This is a genomic window from Streptomyces sp. NPDC126510 (assembly GCF_040302345.1).
Classification (GTDB): domain Bacteria; phylum Actinomycetota; class Actinomycetes; order Streptomycetales; family Streptomycetaceae; genus Streptomyces.
The window spans coordinates 134708-154672 of record NZ_JBEORR010000011.1; the positions used below are offsets into that span (position 1 = coordinate 134708).

Genomic DNA, 19965 nt, shown 5'->3' on the forward strand with positions numbered 1-19965 from the left:
CCCGGCCGGTGAACCACCGAGCCTATTGACAGGGGGAAGGGGACGGGAGGGATCTCGGGTCGGCGCATCACGGCACACCGCCATTAGTTACCCGAGGTCTCGTGCAGGTACTCCGTGGGAAGGACGGGCTCCCCGCGCGAGAGCTGCGTGGCCGACATCGGAAGACCCGCGCGCGCCCTCGTGTGCCGCTCGCGCGCCGCGTCCAGGGGCTCGCGCGCCACCACCTCGCCACCCTTGACCAGCTCCACCAGCAGCTGCCGGTCCGCGAGCTCGGCCGGCACCGGCCCGGTGCCGATCACCTCGGCCTCGGCGACCCCGTAGGAGTCCGGCCGTCGCGCGGCCCACTTGCGCCCGCCGACCGACGTCTTGCCGCCGCTGGACTTCTTCGCCACGGCCACCAGCGGTGCCTTCGGGTCGGTGGACTCGGCCCGTGCGACCAGCTTGTAGACCATCGAGGAGGTGGGGTGGCCGGAGCCGGTCACCAGCTGCGTCCCGACGCCGTAGGCGTCCACCGGCGCCGCCGCCAGCGAGGCGATCGCGTACTCGTCCAGGTCCGAGGTCACCACGATCTTCGTGTCGGTGGCGCCCAGCGCGTCCAGCTGCTGGCGCACCCGGTGCGCCACCAGGAGCAGGTCGCCGGAGTCGATCCGCACCGCGCCCAGCTTGGTCCCGGCGACCTCGACGGCCGTGCGGACCGCCTCGGCGACGTCGTAGGTGTCCACCAGCAGGGTGGTGCCCCGGCCCAGGGTGTTCACCTGGGCCTGGAAGGCGTCCCGCTCGCTGTCGTGCAGCAGGGTGAAGGCGTGCGCCGAGGTGCCGACGGTCGGGATGCCGTACCGAAAGCCGGCCGCCAGGTCGGAGGTGGTGGCGAAACCGCCGACGTACGCGGCCCGGGAGGCCGCCACGGCCGCGAGCTCGTGGGTGCGCCGGGCGCCCATCTCGATCAGCGGCCGGTCACCCGCGGCCGCCGACATGCGCGAGGCCGCCGCGGCGATCGCCGAGTCGTGGTTGAGGATCGAGAGGATCACGGTCTCCAGCAGCACGCACTCGGCGAAGGTGCCCTCGACCCGCAGGATCGGCGAACCCGGGAAGTACACCTCGCCCTCGGGATAGCCCCAGATGTCCCCGCTGAACCGGTAGCCGGAGAGCCATCGCAGCGTCTCCTCGTCGACGATCCCCCGCTCACGCAGGAAGTCCAGCACGGCCGAGTCGAAACGGAAGTTCTCCACCGCGTCCAGCACCCGGCCGGTGCCGCCCACGACGCCGTAGCGGCGCCCGTTCGGCAGCCGCCGGGTGAAGACCTCGAACACGCTCCGCCGCTCGGCCGTGCCCGACGCGAGGGCGGCCCGCAGCATCGTCAGCTCGTACTGGTCCGTGAAGAGAGCCGTCGAAGGTACGTCCACCGGCAGCCCAAGGTCCGCTGTGTTCATGATGATGAGCGTACCCCCATTTCGTCAATCTGACGATTGTGGTCCCGGGGGGTGCGATCGCCTTGCGGCCAGGCCCGTTTGTGCGACTACCCCCCTCGGGTGGCAGCATGGGCAGTGTGACGTCACCCGCGCCCCTGGAGATCGAAGCCACCGAGTCGGCGGAGGAGGTTTTCGCCGTACCCGAGCCGGATGTCCCGTGGGTCACGATCGTCCACAACGACCCGGTGAACCTCATGAGCTATGTGACGTACGTCTTCCAGTCGTACTTCGGCTACTCCAAGGACAAGGCCACCAAGCTCATGATGGACGTCCACCACAAGGGCCGGGCGGTCGTCTCCAGCGGCAGCCGCGAGGAGATGGAACGCGACGTGCAGGCCATGCACGGCTACGGCCTGTGGGCCACCCTCCAGCAGGACCGCAAGTAGCCAGTTCCCCGCCAGCAGCGAAAAGGCGTTCATGCCCGGAACCTTCGAACCGCTCCCCGGCGGCGGCGCGGCCGTCGCCCTCGACGACGTCGAGATCTCCATCATCCGGTCGCTGGCCGTCCAGCTCCTGGAGCTCATCGGCCCCGGACCCGCCGAGGACGCCCCCGACGACCCGCTCGCCGAGCTGTTCGCCGAGGGCCCGAGCGAGCCGCCCAGCGACCCGGTGCTCAGGCGGCTCTTCCCGGACGCCTACAGCAACCCCGAGCGGCCCGCCTCGCCGCGGGACGCCGAGGAGCAGCGGGCGCACTCCGCGGAGTTCCGCCGCTACACCGAGAACGACCTGCGGGCCGGCAAGCGGGAAAGCGCCCTCGCGGTGATCCGCTCCCTCAACGAGCTCCCCTCGGCCTCCGCCGGCGAGGGCGGTGCCGTGCTGAAGCTGTCGCCGGCCGAGTCCCAGCAGTGGCTGGGCGCACTGAACGACCTGCGGCTCGCGATCGGCTCCCGGCTGGAGATCACCGACGACGAGGACACCGACCTCCTCTACCGCCTTCCCGACGACGACCCGCGCAAGCCGATGGTGATGGCCTACCTGTGGCTCGGCGGACTCCAGGAGACGCTGGTCGGAACCCTTATGCCCTGATCGGTGCAGATTTCGTGACCGCTGAGTGACCGAAAGGTGTTCGCTCAGAGGACACTCAAATCCGGATAACGATCCCGTCACCGCACCCGCCTCCTATGGGCTCTTCGGGTGCGTTTTGTCTGCTTTTCCCTGTGCCGTGCGCCACATCGCGCCCCTGTGATCAGTGTTTCGGGCGTGATAAATCTTCACGACCGCCCGGCAGAACACCACCCGAATGTTCGGCCGGGTGCGCCACCGAGCCGGCAACCGCCGGCCAGGCACGAGCGGGCTTCCGGGCCCGCTCAGCTCCATCATTCCGGGGGGATCGAAACCCGATCCGAGGCCGACGAGAGGCCCGGGTCGGCATGGAGAAAGGCGCACCACACATGACCTCTGCGCAGGTCGACACGGAGAAAGCACCTGAAGAGGGCTACGAGCGCGGACTCGGCAGCCGTCAGGTCCAGATGATCGCGATCGGCGGCGCCATCGGCGTCGGTCTGTTCATGGGCGCCGGGGCGAACATCGCCAAGGCCGGCCCCAGCATCATCCTCATGTACGCCCTCGCGGGCGTGATCATCTTCTTCATCATGCGAGCGCTGGGCGAGCTGCTGCTCTACCGTCCGGTCTCCGGCTCCTTCGCCGAGTACGCGCGCGAGTTCCTCGGCCCGTTCTTCGGGTTCGTCACGGGCTGGACGTACTGGCTCATGTGGGTGGTCACCGGCATGGCCGAGCTCACGGCCGCCGCGATCTACATCCACTTCTGGTTCCCCGAGATCCCGCAATGGGTCAGCGCCCTGGTGTTCCTGGTGGTGCTCTTCGGCGTCAACCTGATCTCCGTCAAGATCTTCGGCGAGGTCGAGTTCTGGTTCTCGATGATCAAGGTCACGGCCATCATCGGCATGATCGTCATCGGCCTCGGCGTGCTCACCCTCGGCTTCTCCGACGCCGGTGACACCGCCACCGTCTCCAACCTCTGGGCGCACGGCGGCTTCTTCCCCAACGGCATCGGCTCCAGCCTGATGACCCTCCAGGGCGTCATGTTCGCCTACCTCGCCGTCGAACTCGTCGGCGTCACCGCGGGCGAGTCCGAGAACCCCGAGAAGACCCTGCCCAAGGCCATCAACACCCTGCCCTGGCGCATCATCGTCTTCTACGTCGGCGCGCTGCTGGTGATCCTCTCCGTCGTCAAGTGGACCGAGTTCTCCGCCGGCGAGAGCCCCTTCGTGCACGCCTTCGGCAAGATCGGCATTCCGCTCGCCGCGGGCATCGTCAACTTCGTGGTGCTCACCGCGGCCCTGTCGTCCTGCAACTCGGGCATGTACTCCACCGGCCGCATGCTGCGCGACCTGGCCGCCAACAGCGAGGCCCCGCAGGCGTTCGGCAAGCTCAACGCCCGCAAGACGCCCGCCGTCGGCATCACCGTCTCCGTGGCGCTCATGGGCATCGGCGTCGTCCTGAACTACGTCGTCCCGGAGAAGGCGTTCCTCTACGTCACCTCCGTCGCCACCGCGGCCGGCATCTGGACCTGGATGATGATCCTCGTCAGCCACATCCGCTACCGCGCCGCCGTCGACGCGGGCCGGCTGCGCGCCTCGTCCTTCCCCGCCCCCGGCGGAGCGCTCTTCAGCTGGGTCGCGCTCCTCTTCCTCATCGGCGTGACCTGCATGATCGCCTATGACAAGGACGCCCGGGTCTGCCTGTACGTCGCCGCCGGCTGGGCCGTCGCCCTCGGCGTCGGCTGGGCGCTCCTCAAGCGCCGCAACCCGCAGCTCGCAGAACGCCGCGACCCGGAGTTCGAGCAGGTCGGCTGACCAACCCGCGGGACGCCCGCCGCAGGGAGTACTCGTGGCACTCCCCGCGGCCGCCGCTCAGGGCGTCCGGCATATGGGCCGTTCCGTACCAACCCTCGGTACGGAACGGCCCTTCTGCTTATCCTGGCGAGCATGCTGACCATCACCCAGGCCCTCGTCGACCAGATCGTCGCCCACGCGCGCAAGGACCACCCCGACGAGGCGTGCGGCGTCGTCGCCGGTCCGGCGGGCTCGGACCGCCCCGAGCGCTTCATCCCCATGCTGAACGCGGCCATGTCGCCCACCTTCTACGAGTTCGACTCCGGCGACCTGCTCAAGCTCTACCGGGAGATGGACGACCGCGACGAGGAGCCGGTGGTCATCTACCACTCCCACACCGCGACCGAGGCCTACCCCTCGCGCACCGACATCTCCTACGCCAACGAGCCCGGCGCGCACTACGTCCTCGTCTCCACCGCCGACACCGACGGGGCCGGCGAGTTCCAGTTCCGCTCCTTCCGCATCGTCGAGGGCGAGGTCACGGAGGAGGAAGTCCAGGTCGTCGAGGCCTACTGAGGACCTCTGAACAGGTCGGTCTCACTCCCCGGCCCGAAAACGTCCGCCATGTGGGATCACATTCCAGGACCCGGACCGGGAATCGATACGATGAGCCCATGGTTTTCCACGACGTGAGCGAAAAGACGCCGGGCGATCTGCTCGTGGCGCGGCTGCACGTCGACCTGTGCAGGCTCGCCAGCGCCATCTGTTGACGCGCGTCCCTGCCGCCGTACGGCCGTGAGCCGCGGCGCTGCACACACGCACCACCTGCTGTTCCTGCGCTGCCGCGCGCCCCGACCGACTACTCCCGACAGGAGCCCTGAAGCCATGGCCATCGAGGTCCGCATCCCGACCATCCTCCGCACCTACACCGACGGTCAGAAGGCGGTGGAGGGCAAGGGAGACACCCTCGCCGAGCTCTTCACCGACCTCGAGACCCGGCACGCCGGCATCCGGGCCCGCATCGTGGACGGCGACCAGCTGCGCCGCTTCGTGAACGTGTACCTGAACGACGAGGACGTCCGCTTCCTCGACGGCATCAACACCAAGCTGTCGGACGGCGACAACGTCACGATCCTGCCGGCCGTGGCCGGCGGCATGGTCTGATCGACCATGCGCTACGACTCCCCCCTGGCCGCGGTCGGCAACACCCCCCTGGTGCGCCTGCCGCGGCTGTCGCCGTCCGCCGACGTCCGCATCTGGGCGAAGCTGGAGGACCGCAACCCGACCGGGTCCGTCAAGGACCGTCCCGCCCTGCACATGATCGAGCAGGCGGAGAAGGACGGCCGTCTGACCCCGGGCTGCACCATCCTCGAGCCGACGTCGGGCAACACCGGCATCTCCCTGGCGATGGCGGCGAAGCTCAAGGGCTACCGCATCGTCTGCGTGATGCCGGAGAACACCTCGCAGGAACGCCGGGACCTGCTGGGCATGTGGGGCGCGGAGATCATCTCCTCCCCGGCGGCGGGCGGCTCCAACACCGCCGTGCGCGTCGCCAAGGAGCTCTCGGCCGAGCACCCGGACTGGGTGATGCTCTACCAGTACGGCAACCCGGACAACGCGGGCGCCCACTACGCCACGACCGGCCCCGAGATCCTCGCCGACCTGCCGTCCGTCACGCACTTCGTGGCCGGCCTCGGCACCACCGGCACCCTCATGGGCGTCGGCCGCTTCCTGCGCGAGCACAAGCCGGACATCCAGATCGTCGCCGCCGAACCGCGCTACGACGACCTGGTCTACGGCCTGCGCAACCTCGACGAGGGCTTCGTCCCCGAGCTGTACGACGCGTCCGTCCTCACCAGCCGCTTCTCGGTCGGCTCCGCGGACGCGGTCACCCGCACCCGTGAGCTGCTGCAGCAGGAGGGCATCTTCGCCGGTGTCTCCACGGGCGCCGCGCTGCACGCCGCGATCGGCGTCGGCAAGAAGGCCGTCAAGGCCGGAGAGCCGGCCGACATCGTCTTCGTCGTCGCCGACGGCGGCTGGAAGTACCTCTCGACCGGCGTCTACACGGCGGCCACGACCGAGGAAGCCATCGACACCCTCCAGGGCCAGCTCTGGGCGTAGCCGACGTCGAGCAGCCCGGCGGCCGGCACAGACACGAAGGGCTGGAGTCCACGACTCCAGCCCTTTCCCCTCTTCTGTGCCCTTCTCCGGTGCTCAGCCCGCCAGGTACCGCACCTGGTCCCACAGCGTCGGATCCACCACGCCGACCCGCCGCCGGAAGCCCCACACCGGGACCTCCCGCAACTCGTCCGTCTCCAGGAAACTCGCGCGGCCCTGAGCGTCGCCGACCGAACCCGGCGGCAGCGGGATCACCCCGGTGCGCCCGTCACGGAACCGGGTGGTGATCTTCGCGACCGTCGCCCGCTCCCCGCGCACCGCCAGCACCAGACAGGGCCGGTCCTTCGTCCGGGCCTCGTCCTCGTAGGGCACATCGGCCCACCAGATCTCCGCCGGCTGCGGCCGGCCCTCCACGAGAACGGCGCCCGCGCTCGGGCCGCGCCGGGCCGACGGCCGCCGGCCCCGGCCCCAGCCGTCGACGAGCGTGGCGATGAGCGCGAGCAGCACCACCGCGGCGAGCGCCAGCCACCAGGACGTGTCCATACTGAAAGACGTTACCGGCGCCGCCCCTGCCACGCGCCCCCCTCACAGGGATCACCCCCGGCTCTGCCAGCCGAACCGGTGACACCACAGGTGAGTTCGCCCACAACAGGCCTTGGCGGAGGAGCTACCGGAGGTTTTGCGCCTTACGCTCGACGGACCGCACGACCCCCGACGCCCCTCTCAGACTTATCCCGCCAGCGGAGGTTTCTGCTTCATGAAGCTCACCGTCGTCGGCTGCTCGGGGTCGTTCCCGTCCGCGGAATCGGCCTGCTCGAGCTACCTCGTCGAGGCCGACGGCTTCCGGCTGCTTCTCGACATGGGCAACGGTGCCCTGGGCGAGCTGCAGCGCCACTGCGGTCTCTACGACCTCGACGCGATCTTCCTCAGCCATCTGCACGCCGACCACTGCATCGACATGTGCGCGTACTTCGTCGCGCGCTACTACCGCCACGACGGCGGCCGCTGCGATCCGCTCCCCGTCTTCGGCCCCGAAGGCACGGAACACCGGCTGACCACCGCCTACGCGGACACCCCCTCCGCCTCCTCCATGAGCGAGGTCTTCGACTTCCACACGGTCAAGCCGTCCACCTTCGAGGTCGGCCCGTTCACGGTGCACACCGAGCGGGTGGCCCACCCTGTGGAGGCCTACGGCATCCGGATCGAGCACGACGGCAAGACGCTGACGTACTCCGGCGACACCGGAGTGAGCCCCGCGCTGGACGAACTCGCCCGGGACGCCGACCTGTTCCTGTGCGAGGCGGCGTTCACGCACGGCAAGGAGGACATCCCCGACCTGCACCTCAACGGCCGCGAGGCGGGGGAGACGGCGGCCCGGGCCGGTGCCCGCCGCCTGGTCCTCACCCACATCCCGCCGTGGACGGACCCCCAGGTCAACCTCGTCGACGCCCGCGAGGTCTACGACGGCCGGGTGGACCTGGCCGCGCCCGGGCAGACGTACGAGATCTGAGCACCCCAGCACGAAGGCCCCGGAACCACAGCGGTTCCGGGGCCTTCGGCGTGCGGTGGGCTACTTCGCCTCCGCCTTCTGCAGCTCGGCGAGTTCCTCGTCGGACTCCCGGCCCGGCGTCGGCAGGTTGAACTTGGTGATCGCGAAGCGGAAGACCACGTAGTAGACCGCAGCGAAGCACAGGCCGACCAGCACCAGGCCCCACGGGTTGGTCGCGATGCCCAGGTTCAGGCCGAAGTCGATCGCACCGGCCGAGAAGCCGAAGCCGTCCTTCATGCCCAGCGCCCACGTCAGCGCCATCGATACACCGGTCAGCACGGCGTGGATGGCGTACAGCACCGGCGCGATGAACATGAACGTGAACTCGATCGGCTCGGTGACGCCCGTGAAGAAGCTGGTCAGCGCGAGCGAGAGCATCATGCCGCCGACCACCTTGCGGCGCTCGGGCCGGGCGCAGTGCACGATCGCCAGGCACGCGGCGGGCAGGGCGAACATCATGATCGGGAAGAAGCCGGTCATGAACTGCCCGGCGGTCGGGTCGCCCGCGAGGAACCGGGCGATGTCGCCACTCTTGCCCTCGTAGGTGCCGGCCTGGAACCAGGGGAAGGAGTTCAGCAGGTGGTGCATGCCGATCGGGATCAGCGCACGGTTGGCGACACCGAAGATGCCCGCGCCGACCGCCCCGGAGCCGACCAGCCACTCGCCGAAGTTGTGCAGGGCGGTGCCGAGGACCGGCCAGACGTAACCGAAGACGATGCCGATGACCAGGCCCGCGAAGGCCGACAGGATCGGCACCAGACGGCGGCCGCCGAAGAAGCCCGCCCAGTCCGGCAGCTTGGTGCGGTAGAAGCGCTGGTAGAGCAGCGCCACGACGAGGCCCATGACCACACCGCCCAGCACCTTGGCGTCGGCCGGAGCCGCCACCATGACGGCCTTGCCGTCGACCTCCGCCGCCACCTTGGGCAGGGTCGGGTCGGTGAACGTGGCCAGCACGTTCTTGAAGACCAGGTAGCCGACGACGGCCGCGAGGGCCGTGGAGCCGTCCGACTTCTTGGCGAAGCCGATCGCGATGCCCACGGCGAACAGCAGCGCCATGTTGTCGAGGATCGCGTTGCCACCGGCCGCCATGAAGCTCGCGATCTTGGTGATGAACGCGGGGAACGACTCCCGCCCGAGCATGTCGGGGTTGCCGAGCCGGACCAGCAGCGCGGCGGCCGGCAGCACCGCCACGGGCAGCATGAGGCTGCGGCCGATTCGCTGCATGACGGCCATCACGGCCGAGCCCCTCTTGGGGCTCGCGGGCGCGGCGGTGTCTGTGGACATGAGCTTCCTCCATGGGGCACGGCGCCGCCCAGGAAGAATGCGACGGGGGACGGCGGCGTCTCAAAGAAAGGGGAACGCGGTATCCACCGCGCGACCTCCACCAGTGAGTGGTGTAGACCAGTTGTAGCACGGTAGGCCGAACGAGTGGAACCCGCCAATTCCGCCCGCTGCGACGATCACACCCGCCACTTTTGTCGAGAGGCGGGCTCGTGGTGTAGACCAGGCGTTCGACGGTCGCACGAACGTGACACCGCCCCTCGGTACACGACAGGGCCGCTCGCCAAGACGTGCCAACTGTGGGTTACTGCGACAAAGCGGTTCGGATCAGGGAGAACGAACATGGCCACCAAGGCTGAGAAGATCGTTGCCGGGCTCGGCGGCATCGACAACATCGAAGAGGTCGAAGGCTGCATCACCCGCCTCCGCACCGAGGTCGCGGACCCCTCCAAGGTCGACGAGACCGCCCTGAAGGCCGCCGGCGCCCACGGCGTCGTCAAGATGGGCACCGCGATCCAGGTCGTCATCGGCACCGACGCCGACCCCATCGCGATGGAGATCGAAGACATGATGTGAAGGGCGGGGATCGTCCCGGGCTTCACCCCCTGACACCCCCACCTCACCACCGGGGCCCCTCCCACCGCGGGAAGGGCCCCTTCCGCGGTACGGATAGGCTCAGCCGCATGTCTCGAATCGACGGCCGCACCCCCCAACAGCTCCGCCCCATCACCATCGAGCGCGGCTGGAGCAAGCACGCCGAGGGCTCCGTCCTCGTCTCCTTCGGCGACACCAAGGTCTTCTGCACCGCCTCCGTCACCGAAGGCGTCCCGCGCTGGCGCAAGGGCAGCGGCGAAGGCTGGGTCACCGCCGAATACTCCATGCTGCCCCGCGCCACCAACACCCGCGGCGACCGCGAGTCCGTCCGCGGCAAGATCGGCGGCCGCACCCACGAGATCAGCCGCCTCATCGGCCGCTCCCTGCGCGCCGTCATCGACTACAAGGCACTCGGCGAGAACACCATCGTCCTCGACTGCGACGTCCTGCAGGCCGACGGCGGCACCCGCACCGCGGCCATCACCGGCGCCTACGTCGCACTCGCCGACGCCATCGCCTGGGCCCAGGGCAGGAAACTCATCAAGGCCGGCCGCAAGCCCCTCACCGGCACCGTCTCCGCCGTCTCCGTCGGCATCGTCGCAGGCGTCCCCCTCCTCGACCTCTGCTACGAGGAGGACGTCAGGGCCGACACCGACATGAACGTCGTCTGCACCGGCGACGGCCGCTTCGTCGAGGTCCAGGGCACCGCCGAGGCCGAACCCTTCGCCCGCGACGAACTCAACGCCCTGCTCGACCTCGCCGTCGCCGGCTGCGACGAACTCGCCGCCCACCAGCGCACCGCGCTCGACGCCGTCCTCGAGAAGTAACGCCAAAAGTAAAAGGCACGCCAAGACGGGTGCTCGGCACGGGCAACCGAGCCGAGCACACTCGCGTCTGAAGGAGTACGGGCGCACGGCTCATCCCTGTGCGCCCGGCCAGCCCCGCGGGCCCGACCGGCCCGACCGAACGAGAGGGACCGCTCCATGGCCGCGAGCCGCCGACGCCGCACCGCAGCCGTCGCCGCCACCCTGGCGGCCGTCGCGCTGACCGCCGGACTCACCACCGGCTGCGCCGCCGTCGACAAGGCGCTGGACTGCGTCCAGACCGCCGACGCCATCGCCGACAGCGTCACGGAACTCCAGCAGGCGGTCGACAGCGCGGCCAACGACCCCACCCAGCTCGACGAGTCCCTCGACTCCATCGACAAGAACCTCGGCGAGATCGGCGACAAGACCGACAACGCGGACGTCAGCAAGGCCGTCGACGACCTGAACAAGGCCGTCGACAACGTCCGCACATCGATCAAGAACGGCGACGAGACGCCCGACATCAGCCCGGTCACGGACGCTGCGGGCGAACTGACGAAGGTCTGCACGCCGTAGCGCTGCGGGGCGGTGGCAGGGTGCGGGCCCGTCGTGGTCGCCCGCGCAGTTCCCCGCGCCCCTGACGGGGCGCAATACTCTGGGGGCCATGACCCGCCTGATCCTCGCCACCCGTAACGCCGGGAAGATCACCGAACTTCGCGCGATCCTCGCCGAAGCCGGACTGCCCCACGAGCTCGTCGGCGCCGACGCCTACCCGGACATCCCCGACGTCAAGGAAACGGGCGTGACGTTCGCCGAGAACGCCCTCCTCAAGGCCCACGCGCTGGCCCGGGCCACGGGCCTCCCGGCCGTCGCGGACGACTCGGGCCTCTGCGTCGACGTCCTCAACGGCGCCCCCGGCATCTTCTCCGCCCGCTGGTCCGGCCGCCACGGTGACGACAAGGCCAACCTGGACCTCCTGCTCGCCCAGCTCTCCGACATCGCCGAGGAACACCGCGGCGCCCACTTCGCCTGCGCGGCGGCCCTGGCCCTGCCCGACGGCACGGAGAGGGTGGTCGAGGGCCAACTCCGCGGCACCCTCCGCCACGAGCCCACGGGCTCCGGCGGCTTCGGCTACGACCCGATCCTCCAGCCGGAGGGCGAGTCGCGCACCTGCGCGGAGTTGACTCCCCAGGAGAAGAACGCGATCAGCCACCGGGGCAAGGCGTTCCGGGCGTTGGTGCCGGTGGTGCGGGAGCTGTTGGGCTGAGGGACTACTGGGAGCGACGTACGCCGAGGGGCGCGACACCATGAAGGTGTTGCGCCCCTGTGGGTGGTGGGCCCGGTGGGACTCGAACCCACGACACACCGGACCTAAACCGGCGCCCTCTTGGCCAGCTGGGGTACGGACCCATCCCGGTTACTGTACTGGGCCGCAAGTGGTGAAGGTGCGGCGAGGTCGGGAGTGAGTCTCCGTCTGACTGTGACAGGAGGGACAGAGATACCGCAGGTTCTCGATCCGGTTGTCCAGCCGATCGCCGTTGATGTGGTCGAGTTCCAGGACGAGCCTTCTGCCCTGCCAGTTGTCCCCGGTGCCGCACTCGTTGCACACGTGGGGCACGCCCAGGTCGTCGAGTGAACGCCTCAGAAGGACCGTCCGGGTGCGTGGCGAGCCAGGGGCAAGCCTCACCAGGATCTGTGTCGCGGATCTGCGATACGGGGAGGCCGTGCCGCGGAAATGAGCCTGCCCTGTGAAATGGGCGGTCGACAGACCGTGAAACTCGATGCTGTGTCGGACCCTGGCTCGCCCGGAACCGCCGACAGGGGGGAGGCCGAGCATGCGCATCACGCCCGCCAAGCTGTGCGATGCGGCGACGGCTCGTGTGATTTCCTCGCGGGGGAAGAGGGCCCCTGAGCGATGGCCGCCTCTTCCGACGAAGTGCGAGGTGTCGATCTGGAAGGCGTCCAGCTTCTTCCTGATGTATCCGTAGGGGCTGTCGCGCGGAGAAAGCCCCATGTATTCCACCATCTCCCTGATGCTGGTCGACCGAGCGGCGGCTTCTCTGAGGATCTCTTCCGGATAGCTTCGCCGTTCGCGTTCCGGCAGTGGCTCCTCGCGGAAGTGAGCAGTGTCGATGCCGTAGTGCTGCAGCCGTTTGCTGAGATAGCGGCGAGGGCCGCTCCCCATGGGGGCTTCCACCCGGCGCGTCAGGTCGACCATGCTGGTGGCCTCGGCAGCAGTGCGAGTCAGCAGGTCTCGTGTGTACCTCGGCGGGCTCACGAGGTCACCCTCCGCCTACGGCCCCGGTATGTGTCCGTCACCGCATGGCAATTGGGGCAGAGCAGCTGAAGGTTCCCCGGACGGTTGTCCCACCAATCGCCGTTGATGTGGTCGACCTCCAGCCGGAGGGGCTTGCCGTTCCACCAGGGGCCATTGCCACACATCGCGCATTCCTGCGGGACCCCGGTACGCACCAGATGTCGAAGCAGTCGACTTCCCGGGACTCTGCCTGCTTGGGGGGTCCCGAGGCTGAGGAGATCCCCGCGAGAACGTCTCGCCCCTGGCGCTGATGTCTCGAAGTGGGATGTGTCGATGCCCAGTGCGGCGATGCGGCGGCTGATATGCGCGTGATTCCCGCCGACAGGGCTGACGCCGAGGAGCCGAAGCACTTCCTTGACGCCGGTCGACGCCGCCACCGCCTCGCGGAGTCTCTCCTCGGTGTGCCGCGCCCACCGCACAGGGAAGTGTGAGACATCCACGCGCGCTTCGGCCATCTTCTGGCGCAGATAGCGTCTGCTGCCGGGGGTGGGTGTGCCTCCGCACCACCGGACGGCATCGTCCCAGTTCGCTGTCGCCCGGGCTGCTTCTTCCAGTAGCTCGCGGGTGTACCTGGCCCCCATGAACCGCCCCTCCGTCCCCGACCACCCGTTCGTGGTCTCGCACGGAGTAACGAACCGTTTATCGGACAGTCACGCCCGGAATGCGCGCGGAATGCGGAACGGCTCGTACCGGGATTCACCGGTACGAGCCGCTCTCGAAAGGATCAGCGGGGTCTCAGACCTCAAGGTCCTTGATGATCTTGGCTACGTGGCCCGTCGCCTTGACGTTGTACAGGGCGCGCTCGACCTTGCCCTCCTCGTCCACGACGATCGTGGAGCGGATGACGCCGACGACCGTCTTGCCGTACAGCTTCTTCTCGCCGAAGGCGCCGTAGGACTCCAGGACCTGCTTGTCCGGGTCGGCCAGCAGTGTGACCTTCAGGGACTCCTTCTCGCGGAACTTGGCCAGCTTCTCCGGCTTGTCGGGGGAGATGCCGATGACGTCGTAGCCCGCGCCCGCCAGCAGCTCCAGGTTGTCCGTGAAGTCGCAGGCCTGCTTCGTGCAGCCCGGGGTGAGGGCGGCCGGGTAGAAGTACACGATGACCTTGCGGCCCTTGTGGTCCGCCAGGGACACCTCGGTGCCGTCGGCGTCGGGCAGGGTGAAGGCGGGGGCCACGTCCCCCGGCTGGAGTCGCTCGCTCATCGGGCCAGGGTAACCGGGGGTGCTGACAGTGTGATGAGCCGTGGAGCTGACAGACTGTCCCACACAGGCTTCACACCGACTTCGGAGGCGACACGGTGGCGGACACGGCGGACACCAGGACCCCGGCGCAGATCGAGGCGGACATCAGGCGCCGCCGCGCGACCCTGGCCGAGACCCTCGACGAGATCGGGGTGCGGGTGCACCCGAAGACGATCGTCGGGGATGCCAAGGCCAAGGTCGCTTCCAACATCGACCACACCCTCGGGCGGGCCTACGTGGGGGTGAACCGGGCCGTCACCGATGTGCGCGCCCGGTTCGTGGACGAGGAGGGCGCGCCCCGGCTCGAGCGGGTCGTACCGGTGGCGCTCGTCGTGGTGGGAGTGGTCGGGCTGCTCGCGGTCGGCACGCGGCGGCGCAAGGGCTGACCCGACCGCGTACGTCTGCGGGGAAGACAGGTAGGTTTCAGGGCGTGAGCGCCAAGAGAAACGAGCAGAGCACCCATCCGGACAAGCTGCCCATCCGGATGCTGCACGACCGCGTACTCGTGCGGCAGGACACCAGCGAGGGCGAGCGGCGTTCCGGCGGCGGCATCCTGATCCCCGCCACGGCGGCGGTCGGCCGGCGGCTGGCGTGGGCGGAGGTCGTCGCGGTGGGGCAGAACGTGCGGACCGTCGAGACGGGCGACCGGGTGCTGTTCGACCCGGAGGACCGGGCCGAGGTCGAGGTGCGGGGGATCGCGTACGTGCTCATGCGCGAGCGTGATCTGCACGCGGTGGCCGCGGACCGGTTCGAGGGCGCCGAGGACTCCACGGGCCTGTACCTCTAGGGCTCGGACGAAGCCCCGCGACGAAGGGGCCGGTGACCACCGTCACCGGCCCCTTCGCCGTGCCGTGCGGCTTGCTACGTTGGAGGGACCCCCGACGAGACGCGCCGTACCGGGATGAAGGCAAAGACGACGCACCGACACCGTCAGCCCGTCTCCCGGAGGTGCCCGTCATGGCCTGGGTTCTGCTCGTCGTCGCCGGTCTGCTCGAGGTGGGGTGGTCCGTCGGCATGAAGTACACCGACGGGTTCACGCGACCGCTGCCCAGTGTGCTCACGGGCGCCGGCATCGTCGCGAGCATGCTGCTGCTGTCGCAGGCGGCCAGGACCCTGCCCATCGGTACCGCCTACGGCGTGTGGGTGGGGATCGGCGCGGCCGGGGCGGCGGTGTTCGGGATGGCGGTGCTGGGGGAGCCGGCGACCGCCGCCCGGATCTTCTTCGTGTGCCTGCTGCTGGTCGCCGTGGTGGGGCTGAAGGTGACCAGCGGTCACTGAGCCGTCGCCGTGCTACTCCCGGCGTGCGCCCTGGGGGACCACGCCCCAGCCGGGGCCTGTCGGGCCGCCCGTCGCGCCGCCGTCGGTGGCGTCGCCGCCCCCGCCCTCCGTCGTGCCACCGTCGGTCGCGCCGCCGTCCGTCGTACCGCCGTCGGTGGTGCCCCCGTCCGCCGTGCCGCCGCCGGTGGGGGACTCGCCGCCGGTGCCGCCGTCGGTGGTGCCGCCGCCGGTCTGGCCCTCGGTCTGGCCCTCGGGGGCGCTGGGGGTCTGCTCGGGCGTCTGGGTGCCGGTCTCCTCGCCGCCGGTGGTCGTGCCGCCGTCGGTGGTGGCGGTGGCGCTCGGGTCGGCCGGGGCCTCGCTGCTGGGGGCCTGCGAGACGTCGGACCCGGGCTGGAGCCTGAGGTCGAACTCCTTTGCGGGCTTGCCCTTGAGGGCGTCCTGGGTGAACTGCGTCCAGATCTCGGCGGGTGCTCCGCCGCCGTTGACGCGGGGCAGGCCCATGGCGCGGTACAGCGACTTGTGGGCCGCGGTGACCGGGTCCTGGCCCATGACGGAGACCACGGTGGCGAGGTCGGGGGTGTATCCCGCGAACCAGGCCGCCGTGTCCTCCTCGGCGGTGCCGGTCTTGCCGGCGACGGGGCGGCCCGCGGCCTGCGCGGCGGAGGCCGTGCCGTTCTGGACGACGCTCTGCAGCATCGAGGTGGTGGTGTCGGCGGCCTCGCGGCTGACGGCCTGCCGGGTGCGCCGTTCGGGCAGCTCGACGGGCGTGCCCTCCTTGGTGACCTTGTCGACGATCGTGTACGTGCCGTGCCGGCCGTGGTTGGCGAGGGTGGCGTAGGCCTCCGCCATGTCGAGGACGCTGGCGGTGGCGGTGCCGAGGGCGATGGCAGGGCCGTCGGCGAGGTCGGGGGTGGCCTCGGGGATGCCGAGGTCGATCGCGGTCTGCTTGACCTTGGCGGGGCCGACGTCGGCGGCCATCTGCGCGTACACCGAGTTCACGGAGCTGTCGGTGGCCTCGGTGACGGTGATGTCGCCGTAGGAGTGCTGGTCCTCGTTCTCGGGGGCGTAGGGGTCGCCGGTCCAGCCCTGGACGGGGCGCTTGTTGGTGCCGTCGTAGATGGTGTTCGGGGTGATGACGCGGCCGTCCTGCGTCTCGGAGTGGTTCTCGACGGCGGCGGTGAACACGAAGGGCTTGAAGGTGGAGCCGACCTGGAAGTCCCTGCGGGTGGCGTTGGGGGTGTACTGCTTGACGTAGTCGATGCCGTTGTACATCGCCACGACCTTGCCGGTCTTGGGGTCGACCGAGGCACCGCCGGCGCGGACGTAGGTGTCGACCTTGCGGTTCTTCTTGTCGAGTTTGGACATCAGCTTGTCGTTGACGGCCTTCACGAACGCGTCCTGCTTGTCCTTCTGCAGGGTCGTCGTGATGCGGTAGCCGCCGGCGTCGAGCTTGCTCTCGTCGATGATCTTGTTCTGGACCAGGTAGTCCTTGACGATCCGGACGATGTAGCCGCGCTGGCCGGACATGCCGGTGGAGAGGGTGGACTCCTTCGGCACGGGGAACTTCATGCCGGTGCGCTCCGAGGCGCTGAGCCAGCCCTTCTTGACCATGCCGTCCAGGACGTAGTTCCAGCGGGACTCGGCGGCCCTGCGGTTCTCGGGGTGGGCGACGACGTCGTACTGGCTGGGCGCGTTGACGAGCGCGGCGAGGTAGGCGGCGCGGGCCGGGTCGAGGTCCTTGGCGTCCTTGCCGTAGTAGGCCTGGGCGGCGGCCTGGATGCCGTAGGCGTTGCGGCCGAAGTAGCTGGTGTTGAGGTAGCCCTCGAGGATGTGGTCCTTGCTGACCTCGCGGTCCAGCTTGATCGCGATGAAGAACTCCTTGGCCTTGCGCGTGACGGTCTGTTCCTGGCGCAGGTAGTAGTTCTTCACGTACTGCTGGGTGATGGTGGAGCCGGACTGCTTGCCCTTGCCGAGGGCGGTGTTCCAGGCGGCGCGGACCATGGCCTTGGGGTCGACGGCGGACTCGGTGTAGAAGTCGCGGTCCTCGGCGGCCAGGATCGCGTGCTGGGCGTCCTTGGAGATCTGGGGGAGGGTGACGTTCTCCCGGTTGACCTCGCCGTCGCGGGCGATCGCGGAGCCGTCCGCGTAGAGGTAGACGTTGGCCTGCTTGGTGGCGAGCGCGTTGGCCGGCGGGATCTGCACCAGCGAGTAGCCCAGGAAGAAGCCGCCGATCAGCAGCAGCACGACGATGATGAAGCCGCCGAGCGTCATGCGCCAGGTCGGGATCACCCGGCGCCAGCCGGTCCGCTTCGGCTTCCCGGCCGCCGTGGCCCCGGGCGTGCCCGGGTCGCCGTCGGCGTGCGCCTGCGGCTGGCTCGGTGCCCAGCCCGGATTGGGCTGCTGCGGCTGAGGCTCGTCACTCATGTCGTGCACGGACTCCTGTTTCGCGTCGTACGTCGTCGCGTACGTCTCTGCTCGCTCTTGTGCCCCGGTGATGAAGACTGTCCCATCCGTTGATCAGTTCCCTGATCGAGGGCCGGGCTGTGAGCCGTGTGGTGAGGCGGGCCGTGTGCGGGTGAGTACGCGGGCGGGCACAGGGTGAAACGCGGTGCTCCGCACTCCTGCCCGAATCGTGATCTCGCCTGCGCGACGTTCGCCCGGAAGGGACCCGGCCGTGGATCGCGACGGCTCCCACGATCCGCCCGGCCGGCACCGCCGTCACGCTGCTCGCCCTGGCCACGGCGCCTCGGCCCGCGCGGACGCAACGGATCGTACCGTCTGGGCCGGTGCGCACTCGCCCCGCGGCACTCCGGCCGCTCCCCGAAATTGCGTGGCACGCCCGTTCGCGGGAGGACTAGGCTCCTGCGCTTCGGTGCCGGTCGGCGAGGAGGGCTGTGGATGTGGGCTCGGGACGGTTGTACGCGGCCGTCGCGGCGGGGGGTTTCCGGCGGTACGCGACCTATCGGGCGGCGACGGTGGCCGGGGTGTTCACCAACACGGTCTTCGGTGTCATCCTCGTCCACACCTATCTGGCCCTGTGGGACCAGAAGCCGCATCTCGGGGGGTACGACCAGGCGCAGGCCGTGACCTACGTCTGGCTGGGGCAGTGCCTCTACGCGACGCTGGCGATCCAGGGCGGGGGTGCCGAGAAGGACCTGATGGACCGCATTCGCACCGGTGAGATCGCCGTGGACCTGTACCGGCCGGCCGATCTTCAACTGTGGTGGCTGGCGGGGGACGTGGGGCGGGCGTTGTTCCAGATGCTGGGGCGGGGTGTGGTCCCGTTCGTGTTCGGTGCGCTCTTCTTCCCGATGGCGCTGCCGACGTCGGTCACGCCGTGGGCGGCCTTCGTGGTGACGCTGCTGCTGGCGACGGTCGTGAGCTTCGCGATCCGCTATCTGGCGGCGCTGAGCGTGTTCTGGCTGCTGGACGGCATGGGCGTCAACCAGGTGCTGGTGGTCACGGGGATCTTCTTCTCGGGCATGGTGCTGCCGCTGAACGCCTTCCCGGGGGTGTTCGGCGAGGTGGTGCGGGTGCTGCCGTGGGCGGCGCAGATCCAGATGCCGGCGGACGTGCTGATGGGGGAGACGGACCCGCTGCGGGCGTTCGCCTTCCAGGCGGCGTGGGCCGTGGCGCTGCTGGCGGCGGGGCGGCTGCTGCAGTCGGCGGCGACGCGGCGGGTGGTGGTTCAGGGTGGCTGAGCGCGGTGTCCTGCTGGAGGGTTTGCGGGCCTACCGGCTGATCGCCGGGATGTGGGTGCGCTCCAGCATGGCCTACCGGACCTCCTTCGTCGTCACGGTGTTCGGCAACCTGACGGTGACCGGCCTGGACTTCGTGGGGATCCTGCTGATGTTCTCGCAGGTCGGCTCGCTGGGCGGCTGGTCGCTGCCCGAGGTGGCCTTCCTCTACGGGCTGTCGGCGACGTCGTTCGGGATCGCCGATCTGGTGCTCGGCTCGATGGACGTTCTGGGCGCCCGGATGCGCGACGGTTCGTTCGACACGCTGCTGGTGCGTCCGGTGCCGGTGCTGGCCCAGGTCGGTGCCGACCGGTTCGCGCTGCGGCGGCTGGGCCGGATCACCCAGGGCGCGGTGGTGCTGGGCTGGGCGCTGGTGTCGGTGGACGTCGACTGGAGCGTGCCGAAGGTGCTGCTGGTGCCGGTGATGGTGGTCAGCGGCGCGGCGATCTTCTCGGCGGTGTTCGTCGCGGGCGCGGCCTTCCAGATCTACGCGCAGGACGCCGCCGAGGTGCAGAACGCCTTCACCTACGGCGGGACGACACTGTTGCAGTACCCGCCGTCGGTGTTCGGCAAGGACCTGGTGCGGGGTGTGACCTTCATGCTGCCGCTGGCCTTCGTCAACTGGGTGCCGGCCACCTATGTGCTGGGGCGGACGTACCCGGTCGGGCTGCCCGGGTGGGCGGCGTTCGCCTCGCCGGCGGTGGCGGTGGCGTGCTGTGTGCTGGCCGGGCTGGCGTGGCGGACGGGGCTTCGTTCGTACCGGAGTACAGGGAGTTGAG

The 19965-nt window shown here is 69.6% G+C and carries 24 protein-coding genes, 1 tRNA gene and 1 riboswitch; of the genes, 17 read left to right on the forward strand and 8 right to left on the reverse strand.

From position 1 onward, the window contains the following. Window positions 1–83 precede the first annotated feature (83 nt). Window positions 84–1430, reverse strand: a complete 1347-nt coding sequence (locus ABTX60_RS17755; protein ID WP_352097955.1) for a nicotinate phosphoribosyltransferase — start codon at window positions 1428–1430, stop codon at window positions 84–86. A gap of 107 nt (window positions 1431–1537) precedes the next feature. On the opposite strand from ABTX60_RS17755, the gene clpS reads away from it, so the two are divergent. The 7 genes from clpS to ABTX60_RS17790 all read left to right on the forward strand — a co-directional run bounded on the left by clpS (window position 1538) and on the right by ABTX60_RS17790 (window position 6385). Then, window positions 1538–1855 carry an ATP-dependent Clp protease adapter ClpS gene (gene clpS / locus ABTX60_RS17760; RefSeq protein ID WP_352097956.1) on the forward strand — a complete coding sequence of 106 codons (318 nt, stop codon included), beginning with the start codon at window positions 1538–1540 and terminating at the stop codon, window positions 1853–1855. Window positions 1856–1886: 31 nt separating this feature from the next. Continuing rightward, entirely contained in the window at window positions 1887–2495 is a 609-nt protein-coding gene (locus tag ABTX60_RS17765) for a DUF2017 domain-containing protein (protein ID WP_352097957.1), read from the forward strand. 365 nt (window positions 2496–2860) lie between these two features. After that, window positions 2861–4285: an amino acid permease gene (locus tag ABTX60_RS17770; protein WP_352097958.1), complete on the forward strand. Its 1425-nt coding sequence runs from the start codon at window positions 2861–2863 to the stop codon at window positions 4283–4285. A 132-nt stretch (window positions 4286–4417) separates the two neighbouring features. After that, entirely contained in the window at window positions 4418–4840 is a 423-nt protein-coding gene (locus ABTX60_RS17775; protein WP_031140077.1) for a M67 family metallopeptidase, read from the forward strand. A 98-nt stretch (window positions 4841–4938) separates the two neighbouring features. After that, the gene (locus tag ABTX60_RS17780; RefSeq protein WP_311688247.1) at window positions 4939–5034 is read left to right on the forward strand and encodes a putative leader peptide; all 96 of its coding nucleotides are present in this window, start codon (window positions 4939–4941) and stop codon (window positions 5032–5034) included. A gap of 115 nt (window positions 5035–5149) precedes the next feature. Further along, on the forward strand, window positions 5150–5428 hold the full coding sequence (locus ABTX60_RS17785) for a MoaD/ThiS family protein (protein WP_352097959.1): 279 nt from the start codon (window positions 5150–5152) through the stop codon (window positions 5426–5428). A gap of 6 nt (window positions 5429–5434) precedes the next feature. Then, complete coding sequence (locus ABTX60_RS17790) at window positions 5435–6385, forward strand: PLP-dependent cysteine synthase family protein (protein WP_344454123.1); 951 nt, start codon at window positions 5435–5437, stop codon at window positions 6383–6385. Between the two features lie 93 nt (window positions 6386–6478). On the opposite strand, the gene ABTX60_RS17795 is transcribed toward ABTX60_RS17790, so the two are convergent. Next, window positions 6479–6925, reverse strand: coding sequence for a type II toxin-antitoxin system PemK/MazF family toxin (locus ABTX60_RS17795; RefSeq protein WP_352097960.1), 447 nt, complete (start codon window positions 6923–6925; stop codon window positions 6479–6481). A 214-nt stretch (window positions 6926–7139) separates the two neighbouring features. On the opposite strand from ABTX60_RS17795, the gene ABTX60_RS17800 reads away from it, so the two are divergent. After that, window positions 7140–7892, forward strand: coding sequence for an MBL fold metallo-hydrolase (locus ABTX60_RS17800; protein ID WP_352097961.1), 753 nt, complete (start codon window positions 7140–7142; stop codon window positions 7890–7892). Window positions 7893–7952: 60 nt separating this feature from the next. On the opposite strand, the gene ABTX60_RS17805 is transcribed toward ABTX60_RS17800, so the two are convergent. Continuing rightward, a complete protein-coding gene (locus tag ABTX60_RS17805; protein WP_352097962.1) occupies window positions 7953–9215 on the reverse strand; it encodes a PTS transporter subunit EIIC in 1263 nt (420 codons plus the stop codon). A 339-nt stretch (window positions 9216–9554) separates the two neighbouring features. On the opposite strand from ABTX60_RS17805, the gene ABTX60_RS17810 reads away from it, so the two are divergent. The 4 genes from ABTX60_RS17810 to rdgB all read left to right on the forward strand — a co-directional run bounded on the left by ABTX60_RS17810 (window position 9555) and on the right by rdgB (window position 11879). Next, window positions 9555–9788, forward strand: a complete 234-nt coding sequence (locus ABTX60_RS17810; RefSeq protein WP_352097963.1) for a PTS sugar transporter subunit IIB — start codon at window positions 9555–9557, stop codon at window positions 9786–9788. Between the two features lie 107 nt (window positions 9789–9895). After that, window positions 9896–10633, forward strand: a complete 738-nt coding sequence (gene rph, locus ABTX60_RS17815; protein ID WP_352097964.1) for a ribonuclease PH — start codon at window positions 9896–9898, stop codon at window positions 10631–10633. Between the two features lie 156 nt (window positions 10634–10789). Next, the gene (locus ABTX60_RS17820) at window positions 10790–11188 is read left to right on the forward strand and encodes a hypothetical protein (protein ID WP_352097965.1); all 399 of its coding nucleotides are present in this window, start codon (window positions 10790–10792) and stop codon (window positions 11186–11188) included. A gap of 88 nt (window positions 11189–11276) precedes the next feature. Next, the gene (rdgB, locus tag ABTX60_RS17825) at window positions 11277–11879 is read left to right on the forward strand and encodes an RdgB/HAM1 family non-canonical purine NTP pyrophosphatase (RefSeq protein WP_352097966.1); all 603 of its coding nucleotides are present in this window, start codon (window positions 11277–11279) and stop codon (window positions 11877–11879) included. Window positions 11880–11943: 64 nt separating this feature from the next. Here the strand turns inward: rdgB and ABTX60_RS17830 are convergent. From ABTX60_RS17830 to bcp, 4 genes are all read right to left on the reverse strand, one after another. Next, window positions 11944–12022: transfer RNA gene (locus ABTX60_RS17830), tRNA-Leu, on the reverse strand. A gap of 7 nt (window positions 12023–12029) precedes the next feature. Then, complete coding sequence (locus tag ABTX60_RS17835) at window positions 12030–12830, reverse strand: HNH endonuclease signature motif containing protein (protein ID WP_352097967.1); 801 nt, start codon at window positions 12828–12830, stop codon at window positions 12030–12032. A 56-nt stretch (window positions 12831–12886) separates the two neighbouring features. Beyond that, complete coding sequence (locus tag ABTX60_RS17840) at window positions 12887–13510, reverse strand: HNH endonuclease signature motif containing protein (RefSeq protein WP_352097968.1); 624 nt, start codon at window positions 13508–13510, stop codon at window positions 12887–12889. Between the two features lie 154 nt (window positions 13511–13664). Next, window positions 13665–14132, reverse strand: a complete 468-nt coding sequence (bcp, locus tag ABTX60_RS17845) for a thioredoxin-dependent thiol peroxidase (protein ID WP_352097969.1) — start codon at window positions 14130–14132, stop codon at window positions 13665–13667. A gap of 95 nt (window positions 14133–14227) precedes the next feature. Here bcp and ABTX60_RS17850 point away from each other — a divergent pair, with 95 nt between their 5' ends. The 3 genes from ABTX60_RS17850 to ABTX60_RS17860 all read left to right on the forward strand — a co-directional run bounded on the left by ABTX60_RS17850 (window position 14228) and on the right by ABTX60_RS17860 (window position 15449). Then, complete coding sequence (locus tag ABTX60_RS17850) at window positions 14228–14557, forward strand: DUF3618 domain-containing protein (RefSeq protein WP_104779698.1); 330 nt, start codon at window positions 14228–14230, stop codon at window positions 14555–14557. A gap of 44 nt (window positions 14558–14601) precedes the next feature. Further along, window positions 14602–14958 (forward strand): GroES family chaperonin, encoded by a 357-nt coding sequence (locus ABTX60_RS17855; RefSeq protein ID WP_053669886.1) that lies wholly within the window; start codon window positions 14602–14604, stop codon window positions 14956–14958. A gap of 68 nt (window positions 14959–15026) precedes the next feature. Then, window positions 15027–15094: riboswitch (guanidine-III (ykkC-III) riboswitch) on the forward strand. 34 nt (window positions 15095–15128) lie between these two features. After that, a complete protein-coding gene (locus tag ABTX60_RS17860) occupies window positions 15129–15449 on the forward strand; it encodes a DMT family transporter (protein ID WP_352097970.1) in 321 nt (106 codons plus the stop codon). 12 nt (window positions 15450–15461) lie between these two features. On the opposite strand, the gene ABTX60_RS17865 is transcribed toward ABTX60_RS17860, so the two are convergent. Beyond that, on the reverse strand, window positions 15462–17873 hold the full coding sequence (locus ABTX60_RS17865) for a transglycosylase domain-containing protein (RefSeq protein ID WP_352097971.1): 2412 nt from the start codon (window positions 17871–17873) through the stop codon (window positions 15462–15464). Between the two features lie 476 nt (window positions 17874–18349). Between ABTX60_RS17865 and ABTX60_RS17870 the strand changes: the two genes are divergently transcribed. Together ABTX60_RS17870 and ABTX60_RS17875 are read left to right on the forward strand one after the other, a co-directional pair. Further along, entirely contained in the window at window positions 18350–19150 is an 801-nt protein-coding gene (locus ABTX60_RS17870) for an ABC transporter permease (RefSeq protein WP_352098097.1), read from the forward strand. Further along, window positions 19143–19964 carry an ABC transporter permease gene (locus tag ABTX60_RS17875; RefSeq protein ID WP_352097972.1) on the forward strand — a complete coding sequence of 274 codons (822 nt, stop codon included), beginning with the start codon at window positions 19143–19145 and terminating at the stop codon, window positions 19962–19964. The genes ABTX60_RS17870 and ABTX60_RS17875 overlap by 8 nt, the downstream gene beginning before the upstream one ends. Window position 19965: the final 1 nt, after the last annotated feature.

Bases quoted from the DNA above. Each gene is read 5' to 3' on its own strand.
- ABTX60_RS17755 (WP_352097955.1), bottom strand. From the start codon at position 1,430: ATGAACACAGCGGACCTTGGGCTGCCGGTGGACGTACCTTCGACGGCT.
- clpS (WP_352097956.1), top strand. From the start codon at position 1,538: ATGGGCAGTGTGACGTCACCCGCGCCCCTGGAGATCGAAGCCACCGAG.
- ABTX60_RS17765 (WP_352097957.1), top strand. From the start codon at position 1,887: ATGCCCGGAACCTTCGAACCGCTCCCCGGCGGCGGCGCGGCCGTCGCC.
- ABTX60_RS17770 (WP_352097958.1), top strand. From the start codon at position 2,861: ATGACCTCTGCGCAGGTCGACACGGAGAAAGCACCTGAAGAGGGCTAC.
- ABTX60_RS17775 (WP_031140077.1), top strand. From the start codon at position 4,418: ATGCTGACCATCACCCAGGCCCTCGTCGACCAGATCGTCGCCCACGCG.
- ABTX60_RS17780 (WP_311688247.1), top strand. From the start codon at position 4,939: ATGGTTTTCCACGACGTGAGCGAAAAGACGCCGGGCGATCTGCTCGTG.
- ABTX60_RS17785 (WP_352097959.1), top strand. From the start codon at position 5,150: ATGGCCATCGAGGTCCGCATCCCGACCATCCTCCGCACCTACACCGAC.
- ABTX60_RS17790 (WP_344454123.1), top strand. From the start codon at position 5,435: ATGCGCTACGACTCCCCCCTGGCCGCGGTCGGCAACACCCCCCTGGTG.
- ABTX60_RS17795 (WP_352097960.1), bottom strand. From the start codon at position 6,925: ATGGACACGTCCTGGTGGCTGGCGCTCGCCGCGGTGGTGCTGCTCGCG.
- ABTX60_RS17800 (WP_352097961.1), top strand. From the start codon at position 7,140: ATGAAGCTCACCGTCGTCGGCTGCTCGGGGTCGTTCCCGTCCGCGGAA.
- ABTX60_RS17805 (WP_352097962.1), bottom strand. From the start codon at position 9,215: ATGTCCACAGACACCGCCGCGCCCGCGAGCCCCAAGAGGGGCTCGGCC.
- ABTX60_RS17810 (WP_352097963.1), top strand. From the start codon at position 9,555: ATGGCCACCAAGGCTGAGAAGATCGTTGCCGGGCTCGGCGGCATCGAC.
- rph (WP_352097964.1), top strand. From the start codon at position 9,896: ATGTCTCGAATCGACGGCCGCACCCCCCAACAGCTCCGCCCCATCACC.
- ABTX60_RS17820 (WP_352097965.1), top strand. From the start codon at position 10,790: ATGGCCGCGAGCCGCCGACGCCGCACCGCAGCCGTCGCCGCCACCCTG.
- rdgB (WP_352097966.1), top strand. From the start codon at position 11,277: ATGACCCGCCTGATCCTCGCCACCCGTAACGCCGGGAAGATCACCGAA.
- ABTX60_RS17835 (WP_352097967.1), bottom strand. From the start codon at position 12,830: ATGGTCGACCTGACGCGCCGGGTGGAAGCCCCCATGGGGAGCGGCCCT.
- ABTX60_RS17840 (WP_352097968.1), bottom strand. From the start codon at position 13,510: ATGGGGGCCAGGTACACCCGCGAGCTACTGGAAGAAGCAGCCCGGGCG.
- bcp (WP_352097969.1), bottom strand. From the start codon at position 14,132: ATGAGCGAGCGACTCCAGCCGGGGGACGTGGCCCCCGCCTTCACCCTG.
- ABTX60_RS17860 (WP_352097970.1), top strand. From the start codon at position 15,129: ATGGCCTGGGTTCTGCTCGTCGTCGCCGGTCTGCTCGAGGTGGGGTGG.
- ABTX60_RS17865 (WP_352097971.1), bottom strand. From the start codon at position 17,873: ATGAGTGACGAGCCTCAGCCGCAGCAGCCCAATCCGGGCTGGGCACCG.